The sequence below is a fragment of the Phytohabitans sp. LJ34 genome, from assembly GCF_052068095.1.
Lineage (GTDB): Bacteria > Actinomycetota > Actinomycetes > Mycobacteriales > Micromonosporaceae > Phytohabitans.
On record NZ_JBQHDG010000019.1, the window covers coordinates 39771 to 66694 of the forward strand.

Sequence of the window (26924 nt, forward strand, 5' to 3'; positions counted from 1 at the left end):
TCGGCGACGAACCCCTCGGCGAACTGGAGCGCCTGAGCCGTCGTCTGACCGCCAAAGCGTGCGACCGTGGCGATGGTGGACCTCCTGCTGCGGGGTGCCGGTCGGAGTATCAGCCTACGGGCGCGGGTATCCGAACGGGAGCCGGCGCATCCACTGAATGCTTCTGGGCTTTCCGTGCCATCCTGGATGAACCGAAGTACCGACTGGGAGGCTGCGAACGTGACCGACGGCTGGCACTGGCACCAGCCCGACGGCACCACGACGCCGGCGACTTCGTCGCCGCCGCCGAGGCCGCCGGTGACCCCTCAGGATGCCGGTTCACCCTGGTGGTCCGACGCGTTAGGTGACCCGTGGCGGGACCCGCGGGCACCGGCCGCGGTGGTGCTGCCCACGCCGCCGAGCCCGGGTAACGCGCCCGAGCCGGTCACCGATCCCGACTCCGTGTCGCGGCGCGGGATGAGGTCGGTGCTGTTCATCGCGGTCTTCTCGGCGCTGCTGGCGGGCGCGCTGGGCGGATCCCTCGGCTACGCGCTCGCGCTGCGCGGGGGCGTCGGCGGCGGCACGGTCCTCGGCGACCCCAATGAGGCGCCGCCGGCCGCGCAGCGCCCGCCGGACTCGCTGGCCGGCGTCGCCGAGCGCGTGGCGCCCAGCGTGGTGACGGTGCGGGCGGCCGTCAAGGGCGGCACCAGCATCGGCTCCGGCTTCGTGGCCACCACCGACGGATATGTGATCACCAACGACCACGTGGTCGAGGGTGCGACAAGCGGGGCCACGGTCGTCTTCAACGACGGCTCGACCGCCTCCGCCTCGATCGTCGGACATGACGCCGAATCGGACATCGCGGTCATCAAGGTCTCGCGGCCCAACCTCGTGCCCGTCGAGTTCGGCGACTCGGAAGCCATCGCGGTCGGCGATCCGGTGCTCGCGTTCGGTTCGCCGCTGGCGCTCGCCAACACGGTCACCGCCGGCATCGTCAGCGCGCTCGACCGCACGATCCAGTCCGGCGAGCCGGGCGGCCAGGTCCGCTACTACGCGGCCATCCAGACCGACGCCGCGGTCAACCAGGGCAATTCGGGCGGTCCGCTGGTCGACGGCGGCGGGCGGGTCGTCGGCGTCAACTCGGTGATCAAGTCGCTCGCGGTCGACGACGATCAGGCCGGCAACATCGGCCTCGCGTTCGCCATCCCGATCAACCAGGCGAAGCGGGTGGCGCAGGACATCATCGACACCGGCAAGGCCCGCCGTACGGTGATCGGCGCCACGGTCGACAACGGCGGCCGCAACCCGGGCGGCGGCGCCCGGCTCAGCGCCGTCGACGCGGGCGGTCCGGCGGCCGCCGCGGGCATGCGGGCCGGCGACGTGATCACCAAGCTGGACGGGCGGCAGGTGGAGGAAGGCACCGACCTGATCGCGCTGGTACGCAAGTACGCGCCCGGTTCGGTGGTGACCGTCGAGTACCGCCGGGGGAATTCCCGGGAGTCCGCGTCAGTGACGTTGGCGGCGGACGCGAAGTGAGCGAGCCTGCGAGCGAACCATTGGCTCAGGGATTGACCCTCTGGCGCTGGTCGCACCGCCAGACGGCCCAGTAGGGTTCTTTCCATCGCCGGTGCGTGGAGAGGGGTCCTGGCGTGTTCGAAAACCTCAACTGGTGGGAGATCGGCGCCCTCCTGCTGCTCGCGCTGCTCATCTTCGGCGACAAGCTGCCCAACGTGATCTCCGACGGCCTCCGCATGGTGCGCAACCTTCGCAACATGGCCAGAAACGCCACCGGCGACCTCAGTCGCGAGCTCGGCACCGACATCCAGCTCGAAGACCTGCACCCGAAGGCGTTCATCCGCAAGCACCTGCTCAGCGAGGAAGACGAAGAGGCGCTGCGCAAGCCGCTGCGGGGGATCTACGACACGGTCAAGTCCGACCTCGACGGCGTCAAGGACGAGATGAAGGACGTCGCCGCGGCGGCCGACATCCGCACGCCGGCGCCGGCGCCGGCTTCGACCCCCGCCACCCGGCCGCGCCGCTTCGACGTCGACGCGACCTGAGGCCCCAGCGACCGCGGCCTCAGGCCCCAGCGAGCGCGCGGCCTGAGGCGCTAGCGAGTGCGCGACCTGAGGCGCTAGCGAGACGGGCCGGTCGGCGCGACCTGGGCCTAGCGGGACGGGCGCAGGCCGAGCGGCTTGCCGACCAGCGACTCGCGGCGCACGGCCAAGCGGTCGGCCACCTGCCGCAGTGCGATCGAGGCCGGCGCTTCCGGCGCGTCAAGCACGATCGGCCGCCCGGCGTCGCCCGCCTCCCGCACCCGGGTGTCGAGCGGCACCTGGCCCAGCAGCGGCACCTCGGCCCCCACCACGCGGGTGAGCGACTCGGCCACGGTGGCACCGCCGCCCGCGCCGAATATCTCCATCCGCTCTCCGTTGGGCAGCTCCAGCCAGGACATGTTTTCCACCACGCCGACGAGGCGCTGGTGGGTCTGAAGGGCGATCGCACCGGCCCGCTCCGCCACCTCGGCGGCCGCGGTCTGCGGGGTGGTCACCACCAGGATCTCGGCGTTGGGCAACAGCTGGGCGAGCGAGATCGCCACGTCGCCGGTGCCCGGGGGCAGGTCGAGCAGCAGCACGTCGAGGTCGCCCCAGTACACGTCGGCGAGGAACTGCTGGAGCGCCCGGTGGAGCATCGGCCCGCGCCACACCACTGCGGCGTTGCCCGAGGTGAACATGCCAATTGAGATGACCTTCACCCCATGTGCCTGGGGCGGCATGATCATGTCTTCCACGCGGGTGGGCTTGCCGTCCGCGCCGAGCATGCGAGGCACCGAGTGCCCGTAGATGTCGGCGTCGACCACGCCGACCGAGAGGCCGCGGGCGGCCAGCGCGGCCGCCAGGTTGACCGTCACGCTGGACTTGCCGACGCCGCCCTTGCCGCTGGCCACCGCGTACACCCGGGTGCGCGCGCCGGGCTGGGCGAACGGGATCACCGGCTCGGGTGTGGCGCCGCCGCGCAGCCGCGTCTGTAGCTCCTGCCGCTGCTCCGTGCTCATCACGCCGAAGTCGATCTCGACGGCCGTCACGCCCGGCACCGCGCTCACCGCGGCCGTGATGTCCGTGCGGAGCTTGTCGCGCAGCGGGCAGCCGGCGACCGTGAGGAGCAGCTCGACCTTCACCGCGCCGGCGTCGTCGACCGTAGCGGAGCGGACCATGCCGAGATCGGTGATCGGCCGGCGGATCTCCGGGTCGTCGACGGTGGCGAGAGCGGCCTGCACCGCTTCCTCGATGGTGCTTACCGGTGCGGACATGTACGCCATGCTACGTCGGGCGATACCGCCGGATCGCGGGCCTCGGCGGGCGGGGTGTGCATTTTAGGTCACTCGTCGGGCCTGTGTGGTCTTTTTGGATATTGTCGGTTTCCGGCTGGACTCCGTACCCCCTGAGGTGCGACGATCGTTGTAGAACGCCGCGCGCCTGGCCCCTTGGGGCGCGCGGCGCCACCCTTTCCAAGGCCTGTGCGTAGAACGCCGCGCGCCCGGCCACAGCGCTCCCAGTGCGGGCGCGCGGCGCCACCCTTTCCAAGGCCTGTGCGTAGAACGCCGCGCGCCTGGCCACAGCGCTCCCAGTGCGGGCGCGCGGCGCCACCCTTTCCAAGCGCCCGGGCGCCTAAGGGCCGTCGGTGTCCAGCTCGTCGTAGGGCTCGGACGGGACTTTCTTCTTGGCTTTGCGGGCCCGTTTCTGGGACTCCGCGATCTCCTCGCTCAGCCGCTGGAGCTCGGAACGGACGAAGTCGCGCGTCGCCACCTCGCCGAGCGCGATCCGCAGGGCCGCGATCTCCCGCGCCAGGTACTCGGTGTCCGCCTTCTGCGCATCCGCCCGCCGGCGGTCGTGCTCCAGGCCCAAGCGATCCCGGTCGGCCTGCCGGTTTTGCGCGAGCAGGATCAGCGGGGCGGCGTACGAGGCTTGCAGCGAGAGCATCAGCGTCAGGAACGTGAACGTGTACGGGTCGAAGCGCAGGTTGGCCGGCGCCAGCGCGTTCCAGCCGATCCACAGCAGGATCACCACGGTCATGTAGACCAGGAACTTCGCCGTGCCCATGTAGCGGGCGATGGCCTCCGACCACTGCCCGAAGGCCTCCGGGTTGAAGCGCGGCAGGCGGACCCGACGTGGCTCGCGTGGCTGGTCCAGCCGGTCCGGGCGACGTGTCTCAGCCACTCACACCTCCCGAAGCGGTATCCCGGTCGCGCCAGTCCGGTGGCAGCGAGTGGTCGAGGAGGTCGTCGACCGTCACCGCGCCGACCAGGCGGTTGGAGCCGTCGACGACCGGCAGGGCGACGAGGTCGTAGGTCGCCATGCGCCGGGTCACCTCGACCATCGGCGTCTCCGGCCGCAGCGGGTCGATGCCGCTGTCGAGCACGCCGCCGAGGATCTCGGCCGGCGGCTCCCGGAGCAGCCGCTGGAAGTGCACGATGCCCAGGTATCGCCCGGTGGGTGTGGCCATCGGCGCGCGGGCGACGAAGACCTGCGCGGCCACCGCGGGCGGCAGCTGCGGCTCGCGGATCCGGGCCAGCGCCTCGGCCACCGTGGTATCCGGCGTGAGGATCACCGGCTCGGAGGTCATCATGCTGCCGGCCGTCCCTTTCTGGTACTTCATCAGCTGGCGGACCGGGTCGGCCTCCTCCGGCTCCATCAGCTCGAAGAGCACCTCCTGCTCGGCGCGGGGCAGCTCGGCGAGCAGGTCGGCCGCGTCGTCCGGGTCCATCTCCTCGAGGACGTCGGCCGCCCGCTCGCGGTCGAGCGCGGCCAGGATCTCCACCTGGTCGTGCTCGGGCAGCTCGCCGAGCACGTCGGCGAGGCGCTCGTCGTCGAGGGCGGCGGCCACCTCGTTGCGCCGCTCGTCGGTCATGTCCTGTAGCGCGTTGGCCAGGTCGGCCGGGCGCATGCCCTCCAGGAGGGCGAGCAGGTTGGCGGTGCCCTGCGTGTCCGGTACGCCGATGAGGCCGCGCGCCCGCACCCAGTCGACCTCGCGGAGGTGGCCGCGGCGGGCGAGGCGGCCGGTGTGCTCGCGGACGGCGACCCGGACGAGCGACCACTCACCGAGCCGGTTGGGCTCCATCGCCACGTCGACGACGACGCCCGGCACCTCGTCCGGCTCGATCGTGACCCGCCGGTCCAGCAGGTCTTCGAGTACCAGGAGCTCGTTGGGACGCTTTTCGAACCGGCGGAGGTTGAGCGTGCCGGTGCCGAGCACCACCGCGTCGGTGTCGATCGAGGTGACGCGGCCCATCGGTAGGAAGATCCGCCGGCGCAGCGGCATCTCCGCCACCAGCCCGACCACCTGGGGCGGGCGGTTGGTGGTGCGCAGCCGCACGACCGCGTCCCGGACCCGGCCGACGTGGTCGCCGTTCGGGTCGAACACGGGGAGCCCGGCGAGCCGGGCGACGTACACCCTGGTCGCCGTGGTCACCAGCTCAGCGTAGTGCCATAGGCTGCGGAGGCATGTCGACCTTGGACTACCAGATCGTTGACGTCTTCACCGATCGCGCGTTCGCCGGCAACCCCCTCGCGGTGGTGTTCGGCGCTCAAGAGCTCACCACCGAGCAGCTGCTGGCGATCGCGCGGGAGTTCAACCTCTCGGAGACGGTGTTCATCCTGCCGCCCACCGATCCGGCGGCGGCCACGTACCGGGCGCGGATCTTCACGCCGAGGGTGGAGCTGCCCTTCGCCGGCCATCCCAGCGTCGGTGCGGCGGTCGTCCAGGCGGGCGGCCCCGGCCGGGTCATCCAGGAGTGCGGGGCGGGCTTGCTCCCGATCGAGGTGACCGGGGACGGCCGGGCCACGCTGACCGGCGGTACCCCGTCGGTCGGCGCCGAGCTGGACCCCGCGCCCCTGCTGGCGGCGGCCGGTCTGACCGCGGCCGATTTCGCCGGCCCGCCGCCGCGGTTGGCGGGCTGCGGCATCGACTTCCCGTACCTGTCCGTGCGGCCGGAGGCGGTGGCCCGCGCGGCGCTGGACCACGGCGCGGCCGCCCGTGAGGGCGTCGACGTGGTGACGATCGTGGGGTGGGACGCGACCACGAGCGTCGCGCACGTGCGGATGTTCGGCCCCGGCGTCGGCGTGGCGGAAGACCCGGCCACCGGCTCGGCCGCGCTCGGTCTCGGGGTGTGGCTGGTGGCGAGCGGCCTGCTGCCGGGTGAGGGCGAGTCGCCGTACTCGGTGCGCCAGGGCGCCGAGATCCAGCGCCCGTCCACACTGGACTGCACCGTGACGGCGGCCGGCGGCGTGGCCGTGCGCGCGACCGTGACGGGCCAGGTGGTGCCGGTGGCGGAGGGCCGGATCAACGTCCCTTAGCGCCACGCACCCGGTGCAGGCGGAAGGGGCGCTTGGCGGGCCGGGCGGCGGGCGACTCGCGCGGCGGCGCGGCCTCGGACGCGTCTCCCGGCGCTTCCGGGTCGCCGTCGGGCGCCAGCCGGTTGACCGTGCACTCGGCAGCCCAACGCTCGGCCAGGGCGGTGGCCGAGCCGGGCGCGTTGAGCCGCTTGGCGGCGAGCTGGGGCACCACGGTGGCCCACTCCTCGCTGCGCGGGTCGATCCGGGTCACCTCGGCCGGCCAGGTCACGATCCGTCCACCGTGATCGCCGCGGAGGCTCACGCGCGCCTCGTCCGCGTACGCGAGGCCGGGCGCGGCCTGCTCGCCGGGGCCGCTCACGATGTACAGCGCGTCGTCGAGCGGGAGGCACCACAGCGCGAGGGCCGGGCCGCCGTCGACCGACACCCACGCGACGGCCGCCTTCTTCAACGCCTCCGTCACCAATGAACTTTTTTCGACCCGTCCTCCGGGACCCTCCTGGCCGCCGGTCGCGGTCGGAGTCGCCGCAGCGCTGGCTTCAGGTCGAAAATCGTTCACCGGATCCGCCATGGAGGCATCATGCCTCAACCGACCGGCACCGGCGCCAGATCGACCATGCGGACCAGCTCGAACAGCCTGGTCACCGTGGGGCCGTTCCAGCCGGGCTCGGCGTTGAAGACGAGGTGGTGGGTGAGGTCCGGGGCGGCGAGCCGCACCGCCGTCATGCCGAGCTGGGCGGCACCGGTCAGCTCGCGGCTGCCGCCGTCGCCGACGTAGAGGCAGTCGCTCGGCGGGACACCGAGCCGCACGCAGGCCTCCAGGTAGATCGCGTGGTGCGGCTTGCACTGTCCGATCTCGACGGAGTACACGCGGGCGTCGAGCAAGCCGGCCACCCGCATCGTGGGCAGGAGCTGGGGCAGCTCGTGCGTGCAGTCGCTCACCACGGCTGTGGCCAGGCCGCGGCGGCGCAGCGCGCGGAGCGTGGCCACCGCGTCCGGGCGCAGTCTCGTGTCGGTGCGCATCGCCAGAAGCCGGGCGGCCAGCGCGGCCCGGAGCGCGCGGCGCGAGGGGCGCACGCCGACCTGTTCGGCCAGCCACCGCATCGTCTCCTCCGCCGAGCCGTACTCGCCGCGGGCCCGGTCGTAGAACGAGCTGTCGAGCACGGCGACCAGCGCATCCGGATCGCAGCCGAGCGCCTGGGCGACGGCGGTATGCGCCGGCCCGCGGCGCACGGAGAGCGTCAAAGTGCCGAAAAAATCAAAAAGCACCGCACGGTACGCGGGCACGATAGGTCAGCCTCCTTCCGTGCTCCAGGCACGGATCGGGCGAGCTTATAGGGATCACGACGTATGAACTGTCAGCCACTGTTGGTAATCAGTTAACTGCAAGAAGTTACGTGTGAGGATAAACCACCGTGCATCACCGCCTAGATCCCCTCACGCTGGCGGCGATCGGGCTGGCGGTGGTCTCGGTGTCGTCATCGGCGCCCCTGATCGCGTACGCCGCCGCGCCCGCCCTGGCCATCGCGTTCTGGCGCAACTTCCTCGCGCTCGGCGTGTTGGGGCCGGCCGCCCTGGTACGCCGCCGCGACGAGCTGCGGGCACTGGTCACCGGCGACCGCCGCCGCGAGGCCCGGTACAGCGTGCTGGCCGGGCTCGCCCTCGCCGCCCACTTCGCCACCTGGATGCCGAGCGCCCAGCTCACCTCGGTGGCGACCGCGACCGCGCTGGTCGCCACCCAGCCGGTGTGGCAGGGCCTGCTCGCGCTCGCGCAGGGTCGGCGGCTGCGGCCGGTCATGTGGGTGGGCATCGGCATCGCGGTGGCCGGTGCGGTGATCGCGACCGGCGCCGACCTCGGCACCTCCGGCCGTGCCATCGCCGGCGACCTGCTGGCGCTGGCCGGCGCCGTGGCGGTCGCCGTCTACACCGACCTCGGTGAACGGGCCCGCGCGGCGCTCAGCACCACCACGTACACGCTTGTCTGCTACTCGGTATGCGCCGCCGCGCTGCTGGTGGTCTGCCTCGTGGGCGGTGTGCGCCTCGGCGGGTACGGCCACACCACCTGGCTGGCGATCGTGGGCCTCGTGGTGGGCGCCCAGCTGCTCGGCCACTCGATGTTCAACTACGCGCTGCACAAGGTCTCCGCGACCACGGTCAGCATGCTGATCCTGCTCGAGGTGCCGGGCTCGGCGTTGATCGCCTGGCTGTGGCTGGAGCAGGTCCCGCGCGCCGCGGCCTACCCCGGGCTGGCGCTGCTGGTGGTGGGCGTCGCGGTGGTCGTCGTGGGTGGCGCCCGGGCCAGCCGGCGGGTGCCTCCACAGCCGGCGTGACATCTTCCACAGGTTGGTTCTCGCCGATCGGCGCGCGAGGTTACCGTTGGGTAGTTCTGCGCCTTACCGATCGCTAAGGAGCCTCGATGGTGGCAGTTGGACGCCCGCGCCGCTCCTGCCTAGCGGTGCCCGGATCGAGCCTCAAGATGCTCGACAAGGCCCGTGGACTCCCGGCTGACCAGGTCTTCCTCGACCTTGAAGACGCGGTGGCCCCGCTGGCCAAGCCGGATGCCCGCAAGAACATCGTGGCCGCGCTCAACGAGGGCGACTGGGGCCGTAAGACCAGGGTGGTCCGGGTCAACGACCTGACCACGCCGTGGACGTACCGCGACGTGGTCGAGGTGGTCGAAGGCGCCGGCGCCAACCTCGACTGCGTGATGCTGCCGAAGGTGCAGTCGGCGTCCCATGTGGAGTGGCTCGACCTCACGCTCACCCAGATCGAGAAGACACTCGGCCTCGAGGTCGGGCGGATCGGCATCGAGGCGCAGATCGAAAACGCCGCCGGTCTGGTCAACGTGGACGCGATCGCGGTCGCCTCGCCCCGCGTCGAGACGATCATCTTCGGCCCGGCCGACTTCATGGCCAGCATCAACATGCGGTCGCTCGTGGTCGGCGCGCTGATCCCGGACTACCCGGGCGACCCGTACCACTACATCCTGATGCGCATCCTGATGGCCGCGCGCATGCACGACAAGCAGGCCATCGACGGGCCGTTCCTCCAGATCCGTGACGTCGACGGCTTTCGCGAGGTGGCCAAGCGGTCGGCGGCGCTCGGCTTCGACGGCAAGTGGGTGCTGCACCCGGGCCAGATCGACGCGGCCAACGAGGTGTACTCCCCGGCCCAGGACGACTACGACCACGCCGAGCTGATCCTCGACGCGTACGAGTACTACACCTCCGAGGCGGGCGGGCGGCTGGGCGCGGTGATGCTCGGCGACGAGATGATCGACGAGGCGTCGCGCAAGATGGCGCTGGTGGTCGCCGCCAAGGGCCGCGCGGCGGGCATGCGCCGCACGACCACCTTCACCCCACCCGAGAGCTGAATCCAGAGAGCTACCGCGACGTCCGCCGTGGTCCGGACCGTTGCTCCCGCGGCCTCACCCGTCCGCCGCTGGTCGCGCCCACCCCCGCGTCTGGTCGCGGTGCCGCGGGGCCCTTGCCGGTCCTGTCACCCGTGCGCCTCGATCAACTCAGCTGAGTGGCGTGGGGTCCGGTCTTGTCCCGCGGACCCGGCAGCGGAGGTCGGGGGTTTCGGCTCGCCCCGCGAGCCGCCGACCGGAGCGTTGCCCGCGGGAGCATACGGTCCGCGGCTGACGCGGACCGGGGAAATCTGCCTGGATCGTGATCTAGTACGTGCTGCTGTTGCCGTTGTTGACCGCGATGATGATGATCACGACGTAGAACGCGATGAGCAGCACCAGCAGGGCGGTCAGGATCCAGCCGACGATGATGCCGGCCAGCGCCAGGCCGTCGCCGCCCTCGCCCCGCTCGCGGATCTGCTTGCGGGCGACGTGGCCCAGGATCGCGCCCACCGGTGCGCTGATGCACGTCGCGAGGCCGGCGAGCGAGCAGACCAGCGCCGCGATCGCCAGCCCGTTGGTGGGCGGCGCGGGCTGGTAGGGCGGGTACCCCGGATACATCGGCGCCGCGTAGCCCTCCGGGATCGGCTGGCCGCTCACCGGGTAGCCCGGGTCCTGCTGGCCGGGCTGCGGCGGCCAGGAGGGGTCGCTCCAGTTGCCGGACTGCGGGTGCGTCATGACGATCTCCGTGTTAGAGGGTGGCCGTCAGGGTAGCGGCCCGGGGCCACCCGTTGGGGTACCCCGTCGTTGCCCACGCCGGGCGGACCGGGCAGGATCGCGGGCATGGACGACGACGCGACCACTACCGTGCCCGACTACGGTTCGCTCCGCCTCGACGGCCGGGTGGCGCTGGTCACCGGCGCCGGCAGCTCCGACGGCATCGGCTACGCGACCGCCCGCCGGCTGGTCGACCTCGGCGCCCGGGTGGCGATCGTGTCCACCACCCGCCGCATCCACGAGCGCGCGTCGGAGCTCGGCGCCATCGGGTTCGTCGCCGATTTGACCGACGAGTCCGAGGTGGGCGCGCTGGCCGACGCGATCGCCGAGCAGCTCGGCGACGTCGAGGTGCTGGTCAACAATGCCGGCCTGGCGAGCCGCACCAGCCCGGAGGTGTTGCGGCCGGTCGCGCAGCTCACGTTCGACGAGTGGCGGGCCGAGATCGACCGCAACCTGACCACGGCGTTCCTGTGCAGCCGGGCGTTCATCGGCGGCATGGCCGAGCGCGGCTGGGGGCGCATCGTCAACCTGGCCGCCACCGCCGGCCCGATCAACGCGCTGCCCACCGAGGCGGCCTACGCGGCTGCCAAGGCGGGCGTCGTCGGGCTCACCCGCGCGCTGGCGATGGAGATGGTCGCCGACGGCGTGACCGTCAACGCCGTCGCGCCCGGCACGATCTACACCGCGGCGTCCACCGTGGCCGAGCTCAAGCAGGGTCTGGGCACGCCGATCGGGCGGCCGGGCACGCCGGACGAGGTCGCCGCCGCGATCACGTTCCTCTGCTCGCCGGCTGCTTCGTACATCACCGGGCAGATGCTCGTGGTCGACGGCGGCAACAGCGTGCGCGAGGCGCAGTTTCGGTAGGCCGGCGCCCGCGCCCCGGGCTCAGTAGGTGGTGCCGCTGCCGTCGGTGGCGATCGCGGCGATCACGCCGATGCAGCAGAAGGCCAGCGTGAGACCGGTGAAGATGTAGCTGAGCACGAGCCCGGCGGTGGCCAGGCCGCTGCCCTGCTCGCCGCGCTCCTTGATCTGCTTCTTCGCGATGTGGCCGAGCACGATGCCCACCGGTGCGAAGATGAACGCGAACACCAGCGACAGGATCGCCATGACGTTGGTGCTGCTCGACTGGGGCGGGTATCCGCCGGCGGCGTACTGGGGAGTGCCGTAGCCCTGCGCGCCGTACTGCGGCGTGCTGTACTGCCCGCCGTAGGGCTGCTGGCCCCCGTACTCCTGCCCGGTGTACGGCTGGCCGCTGTACGGCGAGGCGGGCGAACCGGGCTGGCTCCCGTAGGACGGCCCCGGCGACCCAGGCTGGCTGCCGTACGGCGCGCCCGACCCGGGCTGCGGCGTGCCGTACGGATCCGAGTACGGCTGCTGCGGCTGATTGGGGTCGTAAGGCTGCTGCGGCTGGTATGGGTCGGTCATTCTGTTTGCCTCCTTGTCCCCCGGCACGCTACTAGGCCCGGTGAACCTTTTCACACACGTCCCGCGCGACCGACCATGGGAGCATACTGAGCAAGCGTTTAGTTACCTGCCGGTAATGAACAGGAACCCGGGAGGACCCATGGCCCGCCTCGCCCAGACGCCCGGTCTGACCGACGTCCAGCGGTCGATCCTGGAAACCGTGCGGGAGTTCGCCGACAAGGAGATCATCCCGCACGCGCAGCGGCTGGAGCACGCCGACGAGTACCCGGCGGACATCGTCGACGGCATGCGGGAGATGGGACTCTTCGGGCTCACCATCGCCGAGGAGCACGGCGGGCTGGGCGAGTCGCTGCTCACGTACGCCCTCGTGGTCGAGGAGCTGTCCCGTGGCTGGATGTCGATCTCCGGGATCGTCAACACGCACTTCATCGTCGCCTACCTGATCTCCCAGCACGGCACGCCCGAGCAGAAGGCCAGCCTGCTGCCCCGGATGGCGACCGGCGAGGTGCGCGGCGCGTTCTCGATGTCGGAGCCGGGGTGCGGCTCGGACGTGGCGGCCATCCGCTCCAAGGCCATCCGCGACGGCGCCGACTATGTCCTCAATGGACAGAAGATGTGGCTGACCAACGGCGCGTACTCCTCGGTGGTCGCCACGCTGGTCAAGACCGACACCGGCGCGGAGTCGGTGTACGGCAACATGACGACCTTCCTGCTGGAGAAGGAGCCGGGCTTCGGCGAGACCGCGCCCGGGCTCACCATCCCCGGGAAGATCGAGAAGATGGGCTACAAGGGCGTCGAGACGACCGAGATGATCCTCGACGGCGTGCGCGTGCCACCGTCCACTGTGCTCGGTGGCGAGGCCGGCGTCGGCCGCGGCTTCTACCAGATGATGGACGGCATCGAAGTCGGCCGGGTCAACGTCGCGGCGCGCGCCTGCGGCATCTCCATCCGCGCCTTCGAGCTCGCGATCGCGTACGCCCAGCAGCGCCAGACCTTCGGCACACCCCTGACCGGCCACCAGGCGATCGCGTTCAAGCTCGCCGAGATGGGCACGAAGATCGAGGCGGCGCACGCCCTCATGGTCAACGCCGCTCGCCTCAAGGACTCCGGCGCCCGCAACGACGTCGAGGCCGGCATGGCCAAGCTGCTCGCGTCGGAGTACTGCGCCGAGGTGGTGCAGGAGGCGTTTCGCATCCACGGCGGCTACGGCTACTCCAAGGAGTACGAGATCGAGCGGCTCATGCGCGAGGCGCCGTTCCTCTTGATCGGCGAGGGCACCTCGGAGATCCAGAAGACGATCATCTCGCGCGGCCTGCTCAAGGAGTACCGCGCCTAGAGACCTTTCGGGATCAGGGTCGCCGCGGTCTCGGGCTCGATTCAAAGGCAGATTTCGGCTACCGCGATTTCCGTCGTGGTCCCGACCGCTGCGCGGGGCCCCCGGGGGAAACGTGGAGCGCAGCGGAGCGTTTTCTTGGGGTGCATTTCCCGCGGCCTCACCCGTCCGCCGCTGGTCACGCTCACCCCGCGCGTGGTCCGTTTGTCCCCAATGCCCCATGCCGAAGCGACGGGCAACAGACCGGACAGAGGCGCTGTCACCGCGGGTAACCGCCGCGGTGGCGTGGACGGTGTCCGGTGCGAGATCTTGGAGAGTTAGGGCGCTATTTCAACCCTAAGCGTTCTAGATCTCGAAGGCCGACCCCGCAGCTGGTGACGCTGTGTCAGGATGCTGGCGGTGGTGGGGCTTGTCGCGCGGAGCTGGCAGTGGACGGCCGGGGATCTCGGCTCGCCAGGGCGAGCCGCCGGCCGGGAGCGGTGCCCGCGGGAGCATGCGGTCTACCGCTGACATGGACCTGGGAAAAGTCCTGTCTCGGATTTGACCGTGCATTGTGGCCAAGCGCACCCACCCCGACCGCGAAAGCTCTCAAGAGATTCTGGATCCGCGGGTTACGCCCGTCGCGGCGGCTGATTTGCCCGCGTCCGCGCCTGTCGAACGCAGCGGTGGGTGGGCGCGACCAACGGCGGATGGGTGAGGCAGCGGGAGCAACGGCATGGACCACGACGGACATCGCGGTAGCTCAAATCTTGGAATTTGGGCTTGGCCGGCCACGGAGCCCGAGTCGTCGCTGTGCTAGCCCTTGTCTTTCGTTTTCTCGTCGCAGGCGATGCCGTTGCCGTCCTTGTCGAGCTTGTCGCGGTAGCCGGGATCGCCGGGGTAGAGCGGCGCGGCGCCAGCCCGTTCGGCCTTGTTGCAGTTCTGGTAGTACACCGTCGAGGCCGTCGACGGCGGGGCGGGCTTTGTCGCGTCGCCGCCGGCATCCGCCGCCGGCTTGGTGGTGGCACTGCTGCGGCGCGGCGTCGCGGTGCTCGGCGGTGACCCGGACTTGCCGGCGGGCGGCGGCGCGTGCTCGGCCGGCGCACCTCGGCCCGTCGTCGGTGGCGGCTGGACCGCCGGCTCGGGCGCCACGCGCGCGGGCACCTCGGGCGACTGCGCCTGATGCGCCGGGTTGGCGAGCACCACGCCGAAGATCGCCGTGCCAGCCGCGATCGCGACGATCAACGCCATCACGAAGAGCACGAAGCGCCGCTTGTTGGCGAACCTGGCGGCGCGACCGGTCGGGGCCGAGTCGGCCGCGGGCTCGGGCACCGGCCGGCCCTTGCGAAGCGGCCGGTAGTGCGCGGACGCCTGGTTTCCCCGCCCGTAGACAACCGCGCGTCGCTGCTGCGACGGCTCGTCGAGGGGCGGAAACGTCACCCGAAGAGTCTTACATGTACCTACGGCACAGATGGGGGCCGATACACCACTCTGGTGTCCGAAACTCGATCGATACCTTGTCTAGAGATCCAGGACGGTGACCAGGCGATCAAGCTCTTGGCGGGTGCCGATATCGGCCCTGTGCTGGGGATTGTCGACGTAGTGGCGGATCGCGCCGGCGAGGAAAGCGGCATCGACGGCGAGCCAGCGGTGCATGATGCGTACCACGAAAGCGCCGTAGTCCGGGGGCCGCCGGCGGACCAGGATCGAGATCTGGCGCGGCTTTTCCACCGGTGCCGGTGGCCCGCTCGCAAGCACCGACTCCCAGCGCACGAGCCGGGTGCGCACGGTGCGCACGAGCAGCCCGCCCGGTCGCAGCTCCACGCGCGGTCCGCGGAAGAGCGTCCAACCCGCGACCGTGAAGATCACCGCTACGGTCACGAACGTCTGCACCCAGCCGGCCGCCGAGATGCTCACCTCACCGTCGGGCGCGCGCTCGGTCGCCAGGCCGTTGCCGGCCAGAAACATCAGCATGATGACGAACGGCCCCACCATCCATGGCGACGTCGGCGTCACGAACGCCGGCCGGCCATGGTCCATGGCGAGCAACAGCGCCCGCGGGGCCGGTCGCGGCCGCGGACACAGGCGGGTGAAGGCCAGCAGGGGAACGGCCAGTGCCGTCACCGCGCCGGCCGCGTAGACCGCGAACGCCGGCATGAAGCTCAGCCGCCACGACATCGGCTCGATGCCGAACTCCACGATCACCCGCAGCGCGAACGCGCCGATGCCCAGAAGCAGCGCCGTGGCCTGGACGTTGCTCACGCTGGTGGTCAGATCCTCACGGACGTGTCGGGTCACGTGAGCTCCGGACCGGGTGGTGGGTTCGCCGGGACGGTCATGCTTGGCAGGGTATGGAAACCTTTCGTCCGGCGCGAGTCCGGTTTTGTGCGACGCCGGCGCCACTCAGGCGGCCGGGTGGCGGGTGAGATTGCCCACGGCGCGCTCGACCGCGATGCAGCGATCCTCCACGTAGTCGATGCCGGCATCCGTGGCGATCCGCCGCGCCTCGGGCGAGACGATGTCGAGCTGGAGCCACACCGCCAGCGCACCGACGGCGACCGCCTCCCGGACCACCTCGACCGCGTCGTCGGCCGGGCGAAACACGTCGACGAGATCGACCTTCTCCGGGATGTCCGCCAGTGACCGGTACACCTTCTCGCCGAACAGCTCGTCCGCGTACGGGTTGACCGGGATGATCCGCCAGCCGTGGCGTTGTATCTGGAGCGGCACGGTGTGTGCCGGCTTTTCGGGGTCGCGGGACGCCCCGACCACCGCGATGACCGCGGATTCCGCCAGGATCTGCTGAGGGGTGCGCACGGTCCGACGATAGCTCGCGATCGATCAGGCGTTCGGGGCGCGACCGCGGGCGCGGTCGAGCACGTCGGCGGCCAGCCCGTGGAGCGGGTGATCCGGTGGTGCCGCGCGCAGGATGCTCCGCGCGATCTCGGTCGCCGCGGTGGCGTCTCCCTCGTCGCCGGTCCGCTCGTATCGGGCCAGGTGGATCGCGCCGACGTCGAGGATCCGCTCGAGGTAGTCCATGTGATCGGGCGCGGTCGCCTCGACCGCCGCGTGGGCCGCGCGCAGCGCCGCCGCCAGGTCGGCTTCGTCGCCGGTGACCTCGTAGCGGCCGCGGTGTGCCTGGTGCAGTGCGCTCAGCCGGGTGCCGAGGGCGGGGTCGTCCGGCGCGGTCGTGTCCACCGAGGTCTTGATCTCCGTTAGCGCCGCGTCCAACTCGGCGGGATCCTGCGACACGTACGCGTACCGCAAGAGCCGGGTCTGCCCGAGGTTGCACAGGTACATCGGGCGGTCTTCGTGGTCGCCGGGCGCGGCCGCCAGCGCCGTCTGGTACGACCGGATCGACGCGTCGAGGTCTTCAGTGTCCATAGTGGACACGAAGCGTGCCTGGAGGAAGCCGCCGAGCGTGCTGAGCCGGTTGGTGTACCTGGGGTCGAACGCCGCCGTCTCCGCGATCACCGCACGGGCGGTCGTGATCGCCTCGGTGAGGTCGGCGAGGTCACCGCTGCGGCCGAAGCGGAGGTGCTGTGCCTCCGCGAGGTTCATCCGGAACGCCAGGCTCTCCGACCAGTCCCGGCACTCGCGGATCGCGTGCCGGGTCGCGGTGATCACCCCGTCGATCTCGTCGAGCGGCGATCCGGAGAACGAGAAGACGGCGATCGTCCGCGGGGTGAGCCGCAGCGGCTGGCGCGGCACCTCGGCAAGCTTGCGTATCTGCTCGGCCAGGTCGGGCACCCAGTCGTACACCGGGCCGAGCAGCGACTCGGCCACCTCGCGGTCGTCGCCGCCCGGCCTGGCGACGTCGCGGGCGTGGTGCAGCAGCCCGGCCGCGTGGTACGCGTGGATCCACGCGCCGGCGTCCCTGGTCTCGTCGGTCATCGCCAGCAGCGCCCGCGCGTCACGCACACCGGCCGGGTCGAGCACGTCTTCGGCATCGCCGCTGTTGACGTATCGGTTTACCCGAGCTCGTACCGCGGCGAGAAGCTCATCCAGCGGAGGCACGCTCCGAAGTAGAGCAGGTTCGAACTACAGAAGGGTTAACTGCTCCGGCTCGGGTGGGGGCGGGGGCGACTCGGTCTGGCGGGCATCGCCCGGCTCGGCGCGGTCGAGGCCGTGCCGCCGCGCGGCAATGCGCACCCGCGCGGTCACCTCCCGCTGGTACTCCTTCGGCAGGTAGGAACCCCGCCCGTACAGCCGGCGGTAGTGCGGGGCGAGAGCCGGAAACTCGCGGGTCAACCACGACGCGTACCACTCGCGGGCGCCGGGCCGCAGGTGCAGCGGGATCGGCGTGACGCTGGCCGCGCCGGAGGCCGCGATCGCCGCCACCGTCGCCTCGATCGAGTCGTCGGTGTCGGTGAGGCCGGGCAGGATCGGCGCCATCAGCACACTCACCCGAAAGCCCGCGTCGGTCAGCGTGCGCACCGCGTCGAGCCGGCGTCGCGGGCTTGGCGTGCCCGACTCGACCGACCGCCACATCCGCTCGTCGACGAAGCCCACCGACATCGCGACGCCGACCTGCGTCACCTCGGCGGCCTGCCGGAGCAGGGGCAGGTCGCGCAGGATCAGCGTGCCCTTGGTGAGGATCGAGAACGGGTTGGCGAAGTCGCGCAGCGCCGACAGGATCCTCGGCATCAACTGGTATCGCCCCTCGGCCCGCTGGTACGGGTCGACGTTGGTGCCCATCGCGATGTGCTCGCCCCGCCACTTTGGCGCGGCGAGCTCGCGCCGCACGAGCTCGCCCGCGTTGACCTTCACCACGACCTTGGTGTCGAAGTCGTGGCCCGCGTCGAGATCGAGGTAGGTGTGCGTGCCGCGGGCGAAGCAGTAGCTGCACGCGTGGCCGCATCCGCGATACGGATTGATCGTCCACAGGAACGACATGCGGGACGACGCCGGCACCTTGTTGATGATGCTCTTGGCCTGCACCTCGTAGAAGGTCATGCCGGCGAAGCCCGGCGTGTCGAACGTGCGGGCCACCGCGCCGGGCAGCGCCAGCGGCAGGGGTGGAGCCGCTGGCGCTGGCCCGTCAGGGACCTCTCCGTCGGGGGGAGCCGACAGGTTGTCCCAGCGCATGCAGTCTATTCGAACATGCGTACGAGTCCAGTGCAAGCAATTACGGGCGTGGCGCGCCGGTGCTGTCGCGGCGGACCAACTCGGCGCCGACCTGCTCGATCCGGGGCGCCGTGTGATCGGCCGGCTCCTCCAGAGCGAGTGTCATCGCCCGCGCGCCCATGTCGACGAGCGGCAGCCGCACGGTGGTCAGCGCCGGCGTCACGTCGCGGGCGATCGGCATGTCGTCGAAGCCGATGACGCTCACCCGCTCGGGCACCGCGATGCCGCGCGAGCGCAGCAGCGACAGCGCGCCGATGGCCATCGAGTCGTTGAGCGCGGCCATGGCGGTGAGGTCAGGCTCGGCATCCAGGAGCGCGGCGGCCGCCTCGGCACCGCTCGTGCGGTCGAAGTCGGCGTACGCCACGCGGGTCGCCGGCAGCTTGTGGCCGTGCTCGCGGGCGGCCCGGCGCAGGCCGGCGAGGCGGTCGGTCGTGGTGGTGAGCTGCTTGGGGCCGGCGATCACGCCGATCCGCTCGTGGCCGAGCTCGTAGAGGTGGCTGGCCAGCAGGTAGCCGCCCATCTCGTTGTCGGGCACGACCGCGTCGCCGGCGTGCTCGTGCCGGCCGATCACCGCCACCCGGCCGCCCGTGCTCTCGTACACCCGGAGCTTGCCGTCGAGTGCCTTCGTGAAGTCTTCGTCGTGGTAGCCGGAGCCGGCGAGCACGATCGCGGCGACTTGGTGGGCGCGGAGCAGCTCGACGTACTCCAGCTCCTTGACCGGGTCGCGGTAGCTGTTGCAGATGATGACGAGCCGGCCGTGCGCGGTGGCGACCCGCTGGAGGCCGCGGGTGATCTCCGCGAAGTACGGGTCGGAGACGTCGTGCACGATCACGCCGATCGCGGTGCGGTGCGAGCGCGCCAGGAGCTGGGCGTGCGCGTTCGGCACGTACTGAAGCTCCTCGACGGCGGCCAGCACCCGCTCGCGGAGCGCGTCGGTGACCGGCTTTGAGCTGCCGTTGATGATCCGTGACGCGGTGGCCGGCGAAACGCCCGCACGCCGCGCCACATCGGCAAGCGTCGCCATCTGAGACCTCCGACCCACGCGCACCGGCGCCAGCCCACGGCACCCAGGTTTATTTGCCGACTGAGAATACCGTGGACCTGCCCATATATAGGAAAGGCCTTGCAGCGCAACAGCGACCGCCAGTACCGTGATCGAGGAAAGCGCTTACCTTAGAACGATTGGACCTTCCATGGCCCGCAGGACGATCGGCATCGCGCTCAACGGCGTGACCGGCCGGATGGGATATCGGCAGCATCTGGTGCGGTCGCTGCTGGCGATCCGCGAGCAGGGCGGCCTGCCGTTGCGCGACGGCACCCGGCTGTGGCCGGAGCCGGTGCTCGTGGGCCGGAGCGAGACCAAGCTCCGGGAGATCGCCGACCGGCACGGGCTCACCGACTGGACCACCGACCTGACGGCCGCGCTGGCCCGCCCCGACGTCGAGGTCTACTTCGACTCCCAGGTGACCGCCCAGCGGGAGAAGGCGCTGCGCGCCGCGATCGACGCGGGCAAGCACATCTACACCGAAAAGCCGATCGCCGAAGACCTGACCACCGCCGTCGACCTGGCCCGCCTGGCCGACGGCGCCGGCATCAAGCACGGCGTCGTGCAGGACAAGCTCTTCCTGCCCGGCCTGCGCAAGCTGGCCCGCCTGGTGGAGGGCGGCTTCTTCGGCCGCATCCTGTCCGTGCGTGGCGAGTTCGGCTACTGGGTCTTCGAGGGCGACTGGCAGACCGCCCAGCGTCCTTCGTGGAACTACCGGGCCGCCGACGGCGGTGGGATCACAGTGGACATGTTTCCGCACTGGCACTACGTGCTGGAGCAGATCTTCGGCCGGGTCAGCGCGGTCAGCGCGCACGTCACCACACACATCGGCCGGCGGTGGGACGAGGCCGGCGAGGGATACGAGGCGACCGCCGACGACGCGGCGTACGGCATCTTCGAGATCGAGGGCGGCATCGTCGCGCAGATCAACTCCTCGTGGGCCGTGCGGGTCTACCGCGACGAGCTTGTGGAGTTTCAGGTCGACGGCACCGAGGGGAGCGCGGTCGCCGGCTTGCGTAACTGCCGCATCCAGCACCGCGCCAGCACGCCCAAGCCGGTGTGGAACCCTGACCTGCCCGCCACCGAAGACTTCCGCGCACAGTGGCAGGTCGTGCCGGACAACGAGGAGTTCGACAACGGCTTCAAGGCGCAGTGGGAGCTGTTCCTGCGGCACGTGGTCGACGACGCGCCGTACACGTGGGATCTGTGGGCCGGCGCCCGCGGCGTCCAGCTGGCCGAGCTGGGCCTGCGCTCCGCCCGCGAAGGCCGCCGCATCGAGATCCCAGAGCTGTGACGCGCTTCTCGTTCAACCAGGCGACGGCCAACCGGTGGCCGATCCCCGACCTGGTGGCCGGGTGTGTCGAGGCCGGCGTCACGCGCGTGGGGCTGTGGCGCGAGCAGGTCGCGGAGTTCGGCCTGGAGAAGACCGCGGCGCTCGTGAGAGACGCCGGGCTCGAGGTCACCTCACTGTGCCGCGGGGGTTTCTTCCAAACCCCCCATTGGTACGAGGAGAACAGTCGCGCCGTCGCGGAGGCGCATAGGCTCGGGGCGCCCGTGCTGGTGCTGGTATCGGGCGGGCTGCCGCCCGGTGGCCGTGACATCGACGCGGCCCGCCGCCACGTCGGTGAGGCGATCGGCAGCCTGGTGCCGGTCGCTCAGGACGCGGGGGTTCAGCTCGCGATCGAGCCGCTGCACCCGATGTTCGCCTCGGACCGGTGCGTGGTGTCGACCCTCGGCCAGGCGCTCGACCTCGCCGCGCCCTACCCGGCCGAGGCGGTCGGCGTGGTCGTCGACACCTACCACGTGTGGTGGGACGACACGGTGTGGGCGCAGATCGAGCGGGCCGGGCGGGAGGGGCGGATCGCCTGCTTCCAGGCGGCCGACTGGATCACCCCGCTGCCCGAGGGCGTGCTGCTGGGCCGCGGGCTGCCGGGAGAGGGGTGCATCGAGCTGCGGCGCTTTCGCGAGGCGGTCGATGCCGCCGGCTACACCGGGCCGGTCGAGGTCGAGGTCTTCCACGCCGACCTCTGGGCCCGTCCGGGTGCCGAGATCCTCGCCGACACCATCGCCGCGTACGAGGAGCACGTCAGATAGCGAGGGCGCCCCTCAACGGTGAGGGGCGCCCTCCGCGGCGGGTCTACGTCAGTGGTTGTGGGCGGCGAGCTTCTTGCGGACGTCTTCCATGTCGAGCGCCTGCACCTGCTCGATGAGCGACTCGAGCGCCGACTCCGGCAGCGCGCCGGGCTGCGCGAACACGATCACGCCGTCGCGGATGGCCATGATGGTCGGGATGGACCGGATGTCGAACTTGGCGGCCAGCTCCTGCTGCGCCTCGGTGTCGACCTTGCCGAACACGATGTCCTGGTGCTTTTCCGACGAGCGCTCGTAGATCGGCGCGAAGCGGACACAAGGACCGCACCAGCTGGCCCAGAAGTCGACCAGTACGGTGCCGTCCTGGCTGGTCACCTCGTCGAAGTTCGCCGTGGTCAGCTCAACGGTCGCCATTTGATCTCTCCGATCACGGGGTTTCACCTACGCGTACTGAAACCTAACGAGGCCGGTCAGCATTCCCGACGAACCGGACACCGGGCGTGGCGTGGCGGGCCTCACCAGCACTCTCACGGTGCCCCTACGGCGAGCGTCGAAACAGTGACCAACAGCGATGACTGGCCAATTACCCATGGTGATGGGAGCGATTCCACCAGTTTACCTGCCCGAAACAGTGAAAACCTCGTCCGTGCTGGCCGCCGCCGGCCTTGAAGATCGGTAACGGTAGGTCACAAGTCGTTCGACTCTCACCGACTGTAATGTCACAAAAAGGTAACTGTGACCTCCGTCTCGCCCTGAAACCTTTCTCCAGTGCGAGTTGCACGGCAAAATCAACTGCACAAGCGTGGGCGGCGGGTGCCGGGGAGGGCCCCGCCGCTCATTGCGTCCGGGGTCAGTTTTCCGGTGTTCTACCCTCGACCCCCGGCTTAACCATCGATAAGGCATCCTTGCTCTACGCGGTAGGCGTGAGGGAGGGCGTGGATGCGGTTCGGCCGGTACTACGAGGAGTTCGAGGTCGGCGCGGTTTACCGGCACTGGCCGGGCAAGACCGTCACGGAGTACGACGACCACCTGTTCTGCCTGCTCACGATGAACCACCACCCGCTGCACCTGGACGCCCACTACGCCGAGACGTCCACGCACTTCAAGCGCAACGTCGTGGTCGGCAACTACATCTACTCCCTGCTCCTGGGCATGTCCGTCGCCGACGTGAGCGGCAAGGCCATCGCCAACCTCGAGGTCGAGTCGCTGCGCCACGTCGCGCCCACCTTCCACGGCGACACCATCTACGGCGAGACGACCGTGCTGGACAAGCGCGAGTCGACCTCGAAGTCCGACCGTGGCGTGGTGTCCGTGGAGACGAAGGGCTACAAGCAGGACGGCACGCTGGTGTGCGTGTTCCGCCGGCGGGTCATGGTGCCGAAGAAGGAGTACACGGCCGCCGCGGTGCTCGCCGGCGCGGATCCGGAGCGGCCCAGCTTCCCCGAACCAAAGGGCTGAACACCGACACGCAAGCTCGTGCGGCAAGCCGCGCATTGCCGCAAACTGGGCATATGCTGACCTCGGGAGGTCGCTATGCCGAGCCAATCCGCTTCCGGAGACCCGACACCCACGGCCGCGGGAGCGCGCGGCCTGCGCGGTGAGTCATCGCTGAGCCCAATGGCCCGCTCGCAAGCTCGCGAGCGTATCGGCGGCCAGGTCGCCGCGATGGCGTTCCCGCCGGGTGAGTGGGAGCTGCTCACCCACCTGCCCGCGCGGGTGATCGTGGCAGCCACGTCCGCCGAGCCGGACGGCCCACGCCGCACGGTCGCCGAGGGCCTCGCCGGCCTCGACGCGATCGCCGCCGGGCGGGCGTTCGACAGTGATCTGGTCCGAGCCGTGGTGTCCGCCATCTACGCCGAGGCCGACGACGACCGGCCCGCCGCCGAAGAGTTCACCGACCGGGCCGCCGGCCTCGCCGAGGTGCTGGAGGCCTGCCAGCGGGCGACAGGTGTGCTTGCCGCGCGGGCCGACCCGGCCGACTCGGCGGCATACCGCCAGTGGGTGCAGTCCGTGGCCGCCCGGGTCTGCGGCGCGGCCCGCTCGGGTGGGGTGCTCGGGCTGGGCGGCGAGCAGGTGAGCGCCGCGGAGCGGCGGTTCCTCGACGACCTGGCGGTCGCCCTGGCCCTCGCCTGAGCACCGCTTCGCGGCGGGGTGCCGGCAGCCCGTACCCTCTGATGACCGTGAGTGGTGATGAGCTCGAGGTCGGGGTCGGACCGTGGCCGGGCGATTGGCCGGCCGATCCGCGCCTCGACCCGGAGCTGCTCGCGCACGGCGACCGGCGCAACGTCGTCGACCGCTATCGGTACTGGCGGCGCGAGGCGGTCGTGGCCGACCTGGACCAGCGGCGGCACGACTTCCACGTGGCGATCGAAAACTGGCAGCACGACCTCAACATCGGCACGGTGGTGCGCAACGCGAACGCTTTCCTCGCGGCGGAGGTGCACATCGTGGGCCGCCGCCGGTGGAATCGCCGGGGTGCGATGGTGACCGACCGTTACCAGCACGTGCGCCACCACGAGACGATCGAGGAGTTCGTCGCCTGGGCGCACGCGCACGACTTGCCGGTGGTGGGCATCGACAACCTGCCGGGCGCTCACCCGATGGAGGCGGTGACGCTGCCGCGGCGCTGCGCGCTGCTGTTCGGGCAGGAGGGCCCGGGCCTCTCCGACATCGCGCGGGGCGCCTGCGACCAGGTCTTTTCCATCGCGCAGTACGGGTCGACCCGTTCGATCAACGCGGGCGTCGCCAGCGGGATCGCCATGCACGCGTGGATTCGCGCGCACGCCGGGCCGCCGCCGGAAGGCCTTGACGGGGAGGCGGCAAGGCCCGCACCGTAGTGAGGTGGGCGTTGCGGTGAGTTGCCCTAGATGTGGCGGTCCGGTGCGACCGCCTGACCTGATGCACACCGAGTGGCGCTGCGACGACGACGGCCCGGTGCCGCCGCTCCACGTCGCCGAGCACGTCAGCGCGGACATCGTGGCGAGCGTCCTGGCCGCGGTCGAAAAAGCCCAGGTGGCGACCGGTCGCCCGGCCGTGCCGGTGTGGTGCCCCTGGCCGCTCCAGCAGGGCTGGATGATGACCGGCGTGGCGTGGGCCGGCGACGACCGCACCGGCGTGCGCGCCACCGCCGTGGCATGCAGCGGTCCGTCCCCGCTGCGCGGCGGTCCGGCCGACCTCGTGTTCGTGGCCGAGGAGCCGGGCGTCGGTCTGGGCAACAGGTTCGGCGGTTTGCCCGGGCTCGATCCGGGCGCGCTCATCGCCGACGCGCTGGGCGACGCGGGCCCGCCCGCGGGTGACCACGGTGGACCGCACGCAAAGATCAAAGTGGGCGGTCATCCGACTCCACTGTGGTCTGTGAAGTCGCCGACGGATCGGAGCGCCTATGCCGGAGAAGCCAGGGGAATGTGGCTGTATGCGATAGCCTGGCCGGCGAGTGCGGGTTACCTCCTCGCGGAGCATGTCGTCGTGCACGACCTCTCTGAGTGGCTGCCGCCCGAGCTCGTGTATGGCGCGCCGTCGCCGTACTTGCACGGGAGAGCGTGAATGCGTTTTCCAGTGATTGAACCGAACACGTAAAGACGCTCACTTGTATACTCTGGGTACTGCCGGCACCGGCTCGGCTGGAGTGCGGAGGGACGGCCCGCAATGGTCAAGAAGATCCTCACCTGGGGCGGCATCGCGTTCCTGCTCTTCTTCATCGCCTACCGGCCGGATTCCGCGGCCGACGTGTTCCAGTCTCTGGGCAGCACGGTTGGCGACATCGGGCGGGGGCTTGGCGACTTCGTCACGAGCCTGATCGCATAGCTGTCCATGGGCAGTGCACCGGGCGGACCCCCCGACGACCCTGACGAGCCCGACCGATCCCACCGCCAGCGGGATACGGAGCCCATTCCCCGCATGCCGCGGGGCGACGAGGGCCCGGGCTACAGCGATGACGCCGCCTTCTCGACCGGCCCTTCCTATTCGGACGGCCCGGCCTACTCCGAAAATGCCAGCTATGCCCACGACGACGGGCGCGGTGGCTACCTGCCTCCCGAGTTTTCCGAAGACGAGCTGGCCGGCCTGCGCACCGACGCCGCGGGCATGCCGATCGGGCCGCGGCGCGTGCTCCCGCTCGAAGACGAGCCGAGCTCGCTGGTCGCCCGATACCTCTTCCCTACGGAGCGTTACCGCGGGGAGTGGAAGCGGCACTGGATCCACCTGACCACGCCGCTGCTGATCGGCACCGCCGCGACCTTCGCGCTCGGCTACCTCTCCGGCTTCCTCGCCCGCCAGGATGTCCGCGGCCTCACCACCGCCGCCGTCATCGTCTGGTTCGGCGTCATGGGCTGGGTGGCGTGGCAGGTCGGCGACTGGTATTTCGACCGGTTCATCCTGACCAACAAGCGCGTCATGGTGGTCAACGGCATCATCACCCGCAAAGTCGGCATGATGCCGTTGCTGCGCGTCACCGACATGAAATACGAGCAGTCCCCGCTCGGCCGCATGCTCAACTACGGCACGTTCGTGCTCGAGTCGGCCGGCCAAGATCAGGCGCTCCGCGAGGTCAAACACCTGCCCAACCCCAATGAGCTCTATCTTCGCGTGGTCGAGGAGATGTACGAGCCGCAGGCGGTCGAGGCGCGCCTCGGTAAAGACGCGGAAGACATCAAGGCCGACGACGGGGCCTAACGCTGGTTTGGCCGTCCGTGCCATGTTCCTTGCCCAAAGGCTGTGACAACCTTCGGGAGGACACATGTCATGGGGAGGCGATGGTGTCGGCCGCCAGGCAGGAAATGGAGGAGGAGTTCCGCGAGTTCGTCGCGGCTCGCTCCGCTGCCCTGCTGCGCACGGCTTACCTGCTGGCCGGTGACTGGGCCACGGCCGAAGATCTCCTACAGACCGCCCTCACCAAGACCTACCTGGCGTGGAAGCGGCTGGGTGAGATCGAGGCCGTCGAGCCGTACGCGCGACGCGTGCTGGTCAACACCGCCACGAGCTGGTGGCGGCGGCGGTGGCACGGCGAGCGGCCCACCGAGATCCTGCCCGAGCGGGCCGCCCCCGACCAGATCGACGAGCAGCTTGAGCGCGACGCGCTGTGGCGGCACGTCAAGGCGCTGCCGGCCCGCCAGCGCGCGGTGCTGGTCCTGCGCTTCTACGAAGACATGACCGAGGCGCAGACCGCCGCGCTGCTCGACATCTCCACCGGCACGGTCAAGAGCCAGACCTCGCGCGCCCTGCACACGCTGCGCCAGCGTCTTGGTGCCGCCGGCCTCGCGCCGGAGGCTGCGGAAGCCGGCGTCCAGGGCGACGCCCGGGCAAAGCGCGGGCCAGCCGGCCCCGCGCCGGAGCCCAAGCCCGCACCCACCCGCGTGCGGCCGGCACCGGTCCTGCCGATTCCGCCGATCCCGGCACCCGCCGCCGGTCTGGAGCGCGGGTGACGATGGGCGAGCCGGACAACCTGCGGCCGTCGCCAAGGCGTCCAATGGG

Annotated in this window: 30 protein-coding genes; 16 read left to right on the forward strand and 14 right to left on the reverse strand. The window is 70.8% G+C overall.

Annotated features, from left to right (window positions below):
• Positions 1 to 186 precede the first annotated feature (186 nt).
• Together ACTMTJ_RS30410 and ACTMTJ_RS30415 are read left to right on the forward strand one after the other, a co-directional pair.
• The gene (locus tag ACTMTJ_RS30410) at positions 187 to 1515 is read left to right on the forward strand and encodes a S1C family serine protease (protein ID WP_441221950.1); all 1329 of its coding nucleotides are present in this window, start codon (positions 187 to 189) and stop codon (positions 1513 to 1515) included.
• Positions 1516 to 1628: 113 nt separating this feature from the next.
• Positions 1629 to 2039: a preprotein translocase subunit TatB gene (locus ACTMTJ_RS30415; protein WP_441222256.1), complete on the forward strand. Its 411-nt coding sequence runs from the start codon at positions 1629 to 1631 to the stop codon at positions 2037 to 2039.
• Positions 2040 to 2146: 107 nt separating this feature from the next.
• Here the strand turns inward: ACTMTJ_RS30415 and ACTMTJ_RS30420 are convergent, their stop codons facing one another.
• The 3 genes from ACTMTJ_RS30420 to ACTMTJ_RS30430 all read right to left on the reverse strand — a co-directional run bounded on the left by ACTMTJ_RS30420 (position 2147) and on the right by ACTMTJ_RS30430 (position 5448).
• On the reverse strand, positions 2147 to 3289 hold the full coding sequence (locus tag ACTMTJ_RS30420; RefSeq protein WP_441221952.1) for an Mrp/NBP35 family ATP-binding protein: 1143 nt from the start codon (positions 3287 to 3289) through the stop codon (positions 2147 to 2149).
• A gap of 358 nt (positions 3290 to 3647) precedes the next feature.
• The gene (locus ACTMTJ_RS30425) at positions 3648 to 4196 is read right to left on the reverse strand and encodes a DUF1003 domain-containing protein (RefSeq protein WP_441221954.1); all 549 of its coding nucleotides are present in this window, start codon (positions 4194 to 4196) and stop codon (positions 3648 to 3650) included.
• Positions 4189 to 5448 (reverse strand): magnesium transporter MgtE N-terminal domain-containing protein, encoded by a 1260-nt coding sequence (locus ACTMTJ_RS30430; RefSeq protein ID WP_441221956.1) that lies wholly within the window; start codon positions 5446 to 5448, stop codon positions 4189 to 4191. The genes ACTMTJ_RS30425 and ACTMTJ_RS30430 overlap by 8 nt, the downstream gene beginning before the upstream one ends.
• A gap of 32 nt (positions 5449 to 5480) precedes the next feature.
• Here ACTMTJ_RS30430 and ACTMTJ_RS30435 point away from each other — a divergent pair, with 32 nt between their 5' ends.
• A complete protein-coding gene (locus ACTMTJ_RS30435) occupies positions 5481 to 6332 on the forward strand; it encodes a PhzF family phenazine biosynthesis protein (protein ID WP_441221958.1) in 852 nt (283 codons plus the stop codon).
• Here ACTMTJ_RS30435 and ACTMTJ_RS30440 read toward each other — a convergent pair.
• Both ACTMTJ_RS30440 and ACTMTJ_RS30445 read right to left on the reverse strand, forming a co-directional pair.
• On the reverse strand, positions 6319 to 6795 hold the full coding sequence (locus tag ACTMTJ_RS30440) for a hypothetical protein (protein ID WP_441221959.1): 477 nt from the start codon (positions 6793 to 6795) through the stop codon (positions 6319 to 6321). The genes ACTMTJ_RS30435 and ACTMTJ_RS30440 overlap by 14 nt on opposite strands.
• 119 nt (positions 6796 to 6914) lie before the next feature.
• Complete coding sequence (locus ACTMTJ_RS30445) at positions 6915 to 7616, reverse strand: HAD family hydrolase (RefSeq protein ID WP_441221961.1); 702 nt, start codon at positions 7614 to 7616, stop codon at positions 6915 to 6917.
• 128 nt (positions 7617 to 7744) lie between these two features.
• On the opposite strand from ACTMTJ_RS30445, the gene ACTMTJ_RS30450 reads away from it, so the two are divergent.
• Positions 7745 to 8659: a DMT family transporter gene (locus ACTMTJ_RS30450; RefSeq protein ID WP_441221963.1), complete on the forward strand. Its 915-nt coding sequence runs from the start codon at positions 7745 to 7747 to the stop codon at positions 8657 to 8659.
• Between the two features lie 86 nt (positions 8660 to 8745).
• The gene (locus ACTMTJ_RS30455; RefSeq protein ID WP_441221965.1) at positions 8746 to 9702 is read left to right on the forward strand and encodes an HpcH/HpaI aldolase/citrate lyase family protein; all 957 of its coding nucleotides are present in this window, start codon (positions 8746 to 8748) and stop codon (positions 9700 to 9702) included.
• A 303-nt stretch (positions 9703 to 10005) separates the two neighbouring features.
• On the opposite strand, the gene ACTMTJ_RS30460 is transcribed toward ACTMTJ_RS30455, so the two are convergent.
• Entirely contained in the window at positions 10006 to 10416 is a 411-nt protein-coding gene (locus ACTMTJ_RS30460) for a DUF4190 domain-containing protein (RefSeq protein ID WP_441221967.1), read from the reverse strand.
• A gap of 105 nt (positions 10417 to 10521) precedes the next feature.
• On the opposite strand from ACTMTJ_RS30460, the gene ACTMTJ_RS30465 reads away from it, so the two are divergent.
• Positions 10522 to 11319, forward strand: a complete 798-nt coding sequence (locus ACTMTJ_RS30465) for an SDR family NAD(P)-dependent oxidoreductase (RefSeq protein WP_441221969.1) — start codon at positions 10522 to 10524, stop codon at positions 11317 to 11319.
• A gap of 21 nt (positions 11320 to 11340) precedes the next feature.
• On the opposite strand, the gene ACTMTJ_RS30470 is transcribed toward ACTMTJ_RS30465, so the two are convergent.
• Entirely contained in the window at positions 11341 to 11880 is a 540-nt protein-coding gene (locus tag ACTMTJ_RS30470) for a DUF4190 domain-containing protein (protein WP_441221971.1), read from the reverse strand.
• Positions 11881 to 12019: 139 nt separating this feature from the next.
• On the opposite strand from ACTMTJ_RS30470, the gene ACTMTJ_RS30475 reads away from it, so the two are divergent.
• Positions 12020 to 13216: an acyl-CoA dehydrogenase family protein gene (locus ACTMTJ_RS30475; RefSeq protein WP_441221973.1), complete on the forward strand. Its 1197-nt coding sequence runs from the start codon at positions 12020 to 12022 to the stop codon at positions 13214 to 13216.
• 792 nt (positions 13217 to 14008) lie between these two features.
• On the opposite strand, the gene ACTMTJ_RS30480 is transcribed toward ACTMTJ_RS30475, so the two are convergent.
• From ACTMTJ_RS30480 to ACTMTJ_RS30505, 6 genes are all read right to left on the reverse strand, one after another.
• Positions 14009 to 14632 carry an excalibur calcium-binding domain-containing protein gene (locus tag ACTMTJ_RS30480; RefSeq protein WP_441221975.1) on the reverse strand — a complete coding sequence of 208 codons (624 nt, stop codon included), beginning with the start codon at positions 14630 to 14632 and terminating at the stop codon, positions 14009 to 14011.
• Positions 14633 to 14713: 81 nt separating this feature from the next.
• Positions 14714 to 15490 (reverse strand): hypothetical protein, encoded by a 777-nt coding sequence (locus ACTMTJ_RS30485; RefSeq protein WP_441221977.1) that lies wholly within the window; start codon positions 15488 to 15490, stop codon positions 14714 to 14716.
• Between the two features lie 105 nt (positions 15491 to 15595).
• The gene (locus ACTMTJ_RS30490; RefSeq protein WP_441221979.1) at positions 15596 to 16009 is read right to left on the reverse strand and encodes a CoA-binding protein; all 414 of its coding nucleotides are present in this window, start codon (positions 16007 to 16009) and stop codon (positions 15596 to 15598) included.
• Between the two features lie 24 nt (positions 16010 to 16033).
• Entirely contained in the window at positions 16034 to 17209 is a 1176-nt protein-coding gene (locus ACTMTJ_RS30495) for a hypothetical protein (RefSeq protein ID WP_441221981.1), read from the reverse strand.
• Positions 17210 to 17233: 24 nt separating this feature from the next.
• Positions 17234 to 18280: an Rv2578c family radical SAM protein gene (locus tag ACTMTJ_RS30500; RefSeq protein WP_441221983.1), complete on the reverse strand. Its 1047-nt coding sequence runs from the start codon at positions 18278 to 18280 to the stop codon at positions 17234 to 17236.
• 40 nt (positions 18281 to 18320) lie between these two features.
• On the reverse strand, positions 18321 to 19343 hold the full coding sequence (locus ACTMTJ_RS30505) for a LacI family DNA-binding transcriptional regulator (protein ID WP_441221985.1): 1023 nt from the start codon (positions 19341 to 19343) through the stop codon (positions 18321 to 18323).
• 169 nt (positions 19344 to 19512) lie between these two features.
• On the opposite strand from ACTMTJ_RS30505, the gene ACTMTJ_RS30510 reads away from it, so the two are divergent.
• Entirely contained in the window at positions 19513 to 20658 is a 1146-nt protein-coding gene (locus ACTMTJ_RS30510) for a Gfo/Idh/MocA family protein (protein WP_441221987.1), read from the forward strand.
• Positions 20655 to 21458 carry a sugar phosphate isomerase/epimerase family protein gene (locus tag ACTMTJ_RS30515; RefSeq protein WP_441221988.1) on the forward strand — a complete coding sequence of 268 codons (804 nt, stop codon included), beginning with the start codon at positions 20655 to 20657 and terminating at the stop codon, positions 21456 to 21458. The genes ACTMTJ_RS30510 and ACTMTJ_RS30515 overlap by 4 nt, the downstream gene beginning before the upstream one ends.
• A 48-nt stretch (positions 21459 to 21506) precedes the next feature.
• Here the strand turns inward: ACTMTJ_RS30515 and trxA are convergent, their stop codons facing one another.
• Positions 21507 to 21869 carry a thioredoxin gene (trxA, locus tag ACTMTJ_RS30520; protein ID WP_441221990.1) on the reverse strand — a complete coding sequence of 121 codons (363 nt, stop codon included), beginning with the start codon at positions 21867 to 21869 and terminating at the stop codon, positions 21507 to 21509.
• A gap of 525 nt (positions 21870 to 22394) precedes the next feature.
• Here trxA and ACTMTJ_RS30525 point away from each other — a divergent pair.
• The 7 genes from ACTMTJ_RS30525 (at position 22395) to ACTMTJ_RS30555 (ending at position 26875) form a co-directional block, all read left to right on the forward strand.
• The gene (locus tag ACTMTJ_RS30525) at positions 22395 to 22913 is read left to right on the forward strand and encodes a MaoC family dehydratase (RefSeq protein WP_441221992.1); all 519 of its coding nucleotides are present in this window, start codon (positions 22395 to 22397) and stop codon (positions 22911 to 22913) included.
• Between the two features lie 159 nt (positions 22914 to 23072).
• Positions 23073 to 23588, forward strand: a complete 516-nt coding sequence (locus tag ACTMTJ_RS30530; RefSeq protein ID WP_441221994.1) for a hypothetical protein — start codon at positions 23073 to 23075, stop codon at positions 23586 to 23588.
• A 41-nt stretch (positions 23589 to 23629) separates the two neighbouring features.
• A complete protein-coding gene (locus tag ACTMTJ_RS30535; protein WP_441221996.1) occupies positions 23630 to 24292 on the forward strand; it encodes a TrmH family RNA methyltransferase in 663 nt (220 codons plus the stop codon).
• Between the two features lie 16 nt (positions 24293 to 24308).
• Entirely contained in the window at positions 24309 to 24998 is a 690-nt protein-coding gene (locus ACTMTJ_RS30540; RefSeq protein ID WP_441221998.1) for a DUF6758 family protein, read from the forward strand.
• Positions 24999 to 25100: 102 nt separating this feature from the next.
• Positions 25101 to 25259, forward strand: coding sequence for a hypothetical protein (locus tag ACTMTJ_RS30545; RefSeq protein WP_441222000.1), 159 nt, complete (start codon positions 25101 to 25103; stop codon positions 25257 to 25259).
• Positions 25260 to 25265: 6 nt separating this feature from the next.
• On the forward strand, positions 25266 to 26126 hold the full coding sequence (locus tag ACTMTJ_RS30550; RefSeq protein WP_441222002.1) for a PH domain-containing protein: 861 nt from the start codon (positions 25266 to 25268) through the stop codon (positions 26124 to 26126).
• An 83-nt stretch (positions 26127 to 26209) separates the two neighbouring features.
• Complete coding sequence (locus tag ACTMTJ_RS30555) at positions 26210 to 26875, forward strand: SigE family RNA polymerase sigma factor (protein WP_441222004.1); 666 nt, start codon at positions 26210 to 26212, stop codon at positions 26873 to 26875.
• Positions 26876 to 26924: the final 49 nt, after the last annotated feature.

Excerpts from the sequence above, each read along its gene's own strand:
- ACTMTJ_RS30410 (WP_441221950.1), top strand. The coding sequence starts at position 187 with ATGAACCGAAGTACCGACTGGGAGGCTGCGAACGTGACCGACGGCTGG.
- ACTMTJ_RS30420 (WP_441221952.1), bottom strand. The coding sequence starts at position 3,289 with ATGTCCGCACCGGTAAGCACCATCGAGGAAGCGGTGCAGGCCGCTCTC.
- ACTMTJ_RS30435 (WP_441221958.1), top strand. The coding sequence starts at position 5,481 with ATGTCGACCTTGGACTACCAGATCGTTGACGTCTTCACCGATCGCGCG.
- ACTMTJ_RS30455 (WP_441221965.1), top strand. The coding sequence starts at position 8,746 with ATGGTGGCAGTTGGACGCCCGCGCCGCTCCTGCCTAGCGGTGCCCGGA.
- ACTMTJ_RS30460 (WP_441221967.1), bottom strand. The coding sequence starts at position 10,416 with ATGACGCACCCGCAGTCCGGCAACTGGAGCGACCCCTCCTGGCCGCCG.
- ACTMTJ_RS30465 (WP_441221969.1), top strand. The coding sequence starts at position 10,522 with ATGGACGACGACGCGACCACTACCGTGCCCGACTACGGTTCGCTCCGC.
- ACTMTJ_RS30470 (WP_441221971.1), bottom strand. The coding sequence starts at position 11,880 with ATGACCGACCCATACCAGCCGCAGCAGCCTTACGACCCCAATCAGCCG.
- ACTMTJ_RS30475 (WP_441221973.1), top strand. The coding sequence starts at position 12,020 with ATGGCCCGCCTCGCCCAGACGCCCGGTCTGACCGACGTCCAGCGGTCG.
- ACTMTJ_RS30500 (WP_441221983.1), bottom strand. The coding sequence starts at position 18,280 with ATGCGCTGGGACAACCTGTCGGCTCCCCCCGACGGAGAGGTCCCTGAC.
- ACTMTJ_RS30505 (WP_441221985.1), bottom strand. The coding sequence starts at position 19,343 with ATGGCGACGCTTGCCGATGTGGCGCGGCGTGCGGGCGTTTCGCCGGCC.
- ACTMTJ_RS30510 (WP_441221987.1), top strand. The coding sequence starts at position 19,513 with ATGGCCCGCAGGACGATCGGCATCGCGCTCAACGGCGTGACCGGCCGG.
- trxA (WP_441221990.1), bottom strand. The coding sequence starts at position 21,869 with ATGGCGACCGTTGAGCTGACCACGGCGAACTTCGACGAGGTGACCAGC.
- ACTMTJ_RS30525 (WP_441221992.1), top strand. The coding sequence starts at position 22,395 with ATGCGGTTCGGCCGGTACTACGAGGAGTTCGAGGTCGGCGCGGTTTAC.
- ACTMTJ_RS30530 (WP_441221994.1), top strand. The coding sequence starts at position 23,073 with ATGGCCCGCTCGCAAGCTCGCGAGCGTATCGGCGGCCAGGTCGCCGCG.
- ACTMTJ_RS30535 (WP_441221996.1), top strand. The coding sequence starts at position 23,630 with ATGACCGTGAGTGGTGATGAGCTCGAGGTCGGGGTCGGACCGTGGCCG.
- ACTMTJ_RS30545 (WP_441222000.1), top strand. The coding sequence starts at position 25,101 with ATGGTCAAGAAGATCCTCACCTGGGGCGGCATCGCGTTCCTGCTCTTC.
- ACTMTJ_RS30550 (WP_441222002.1), top strand. The coding sequence starts at position 25,266 with ATGGGCAGTGCACCGGGCGGACCCCCCGACGACCCTGACGAGCCCGAC.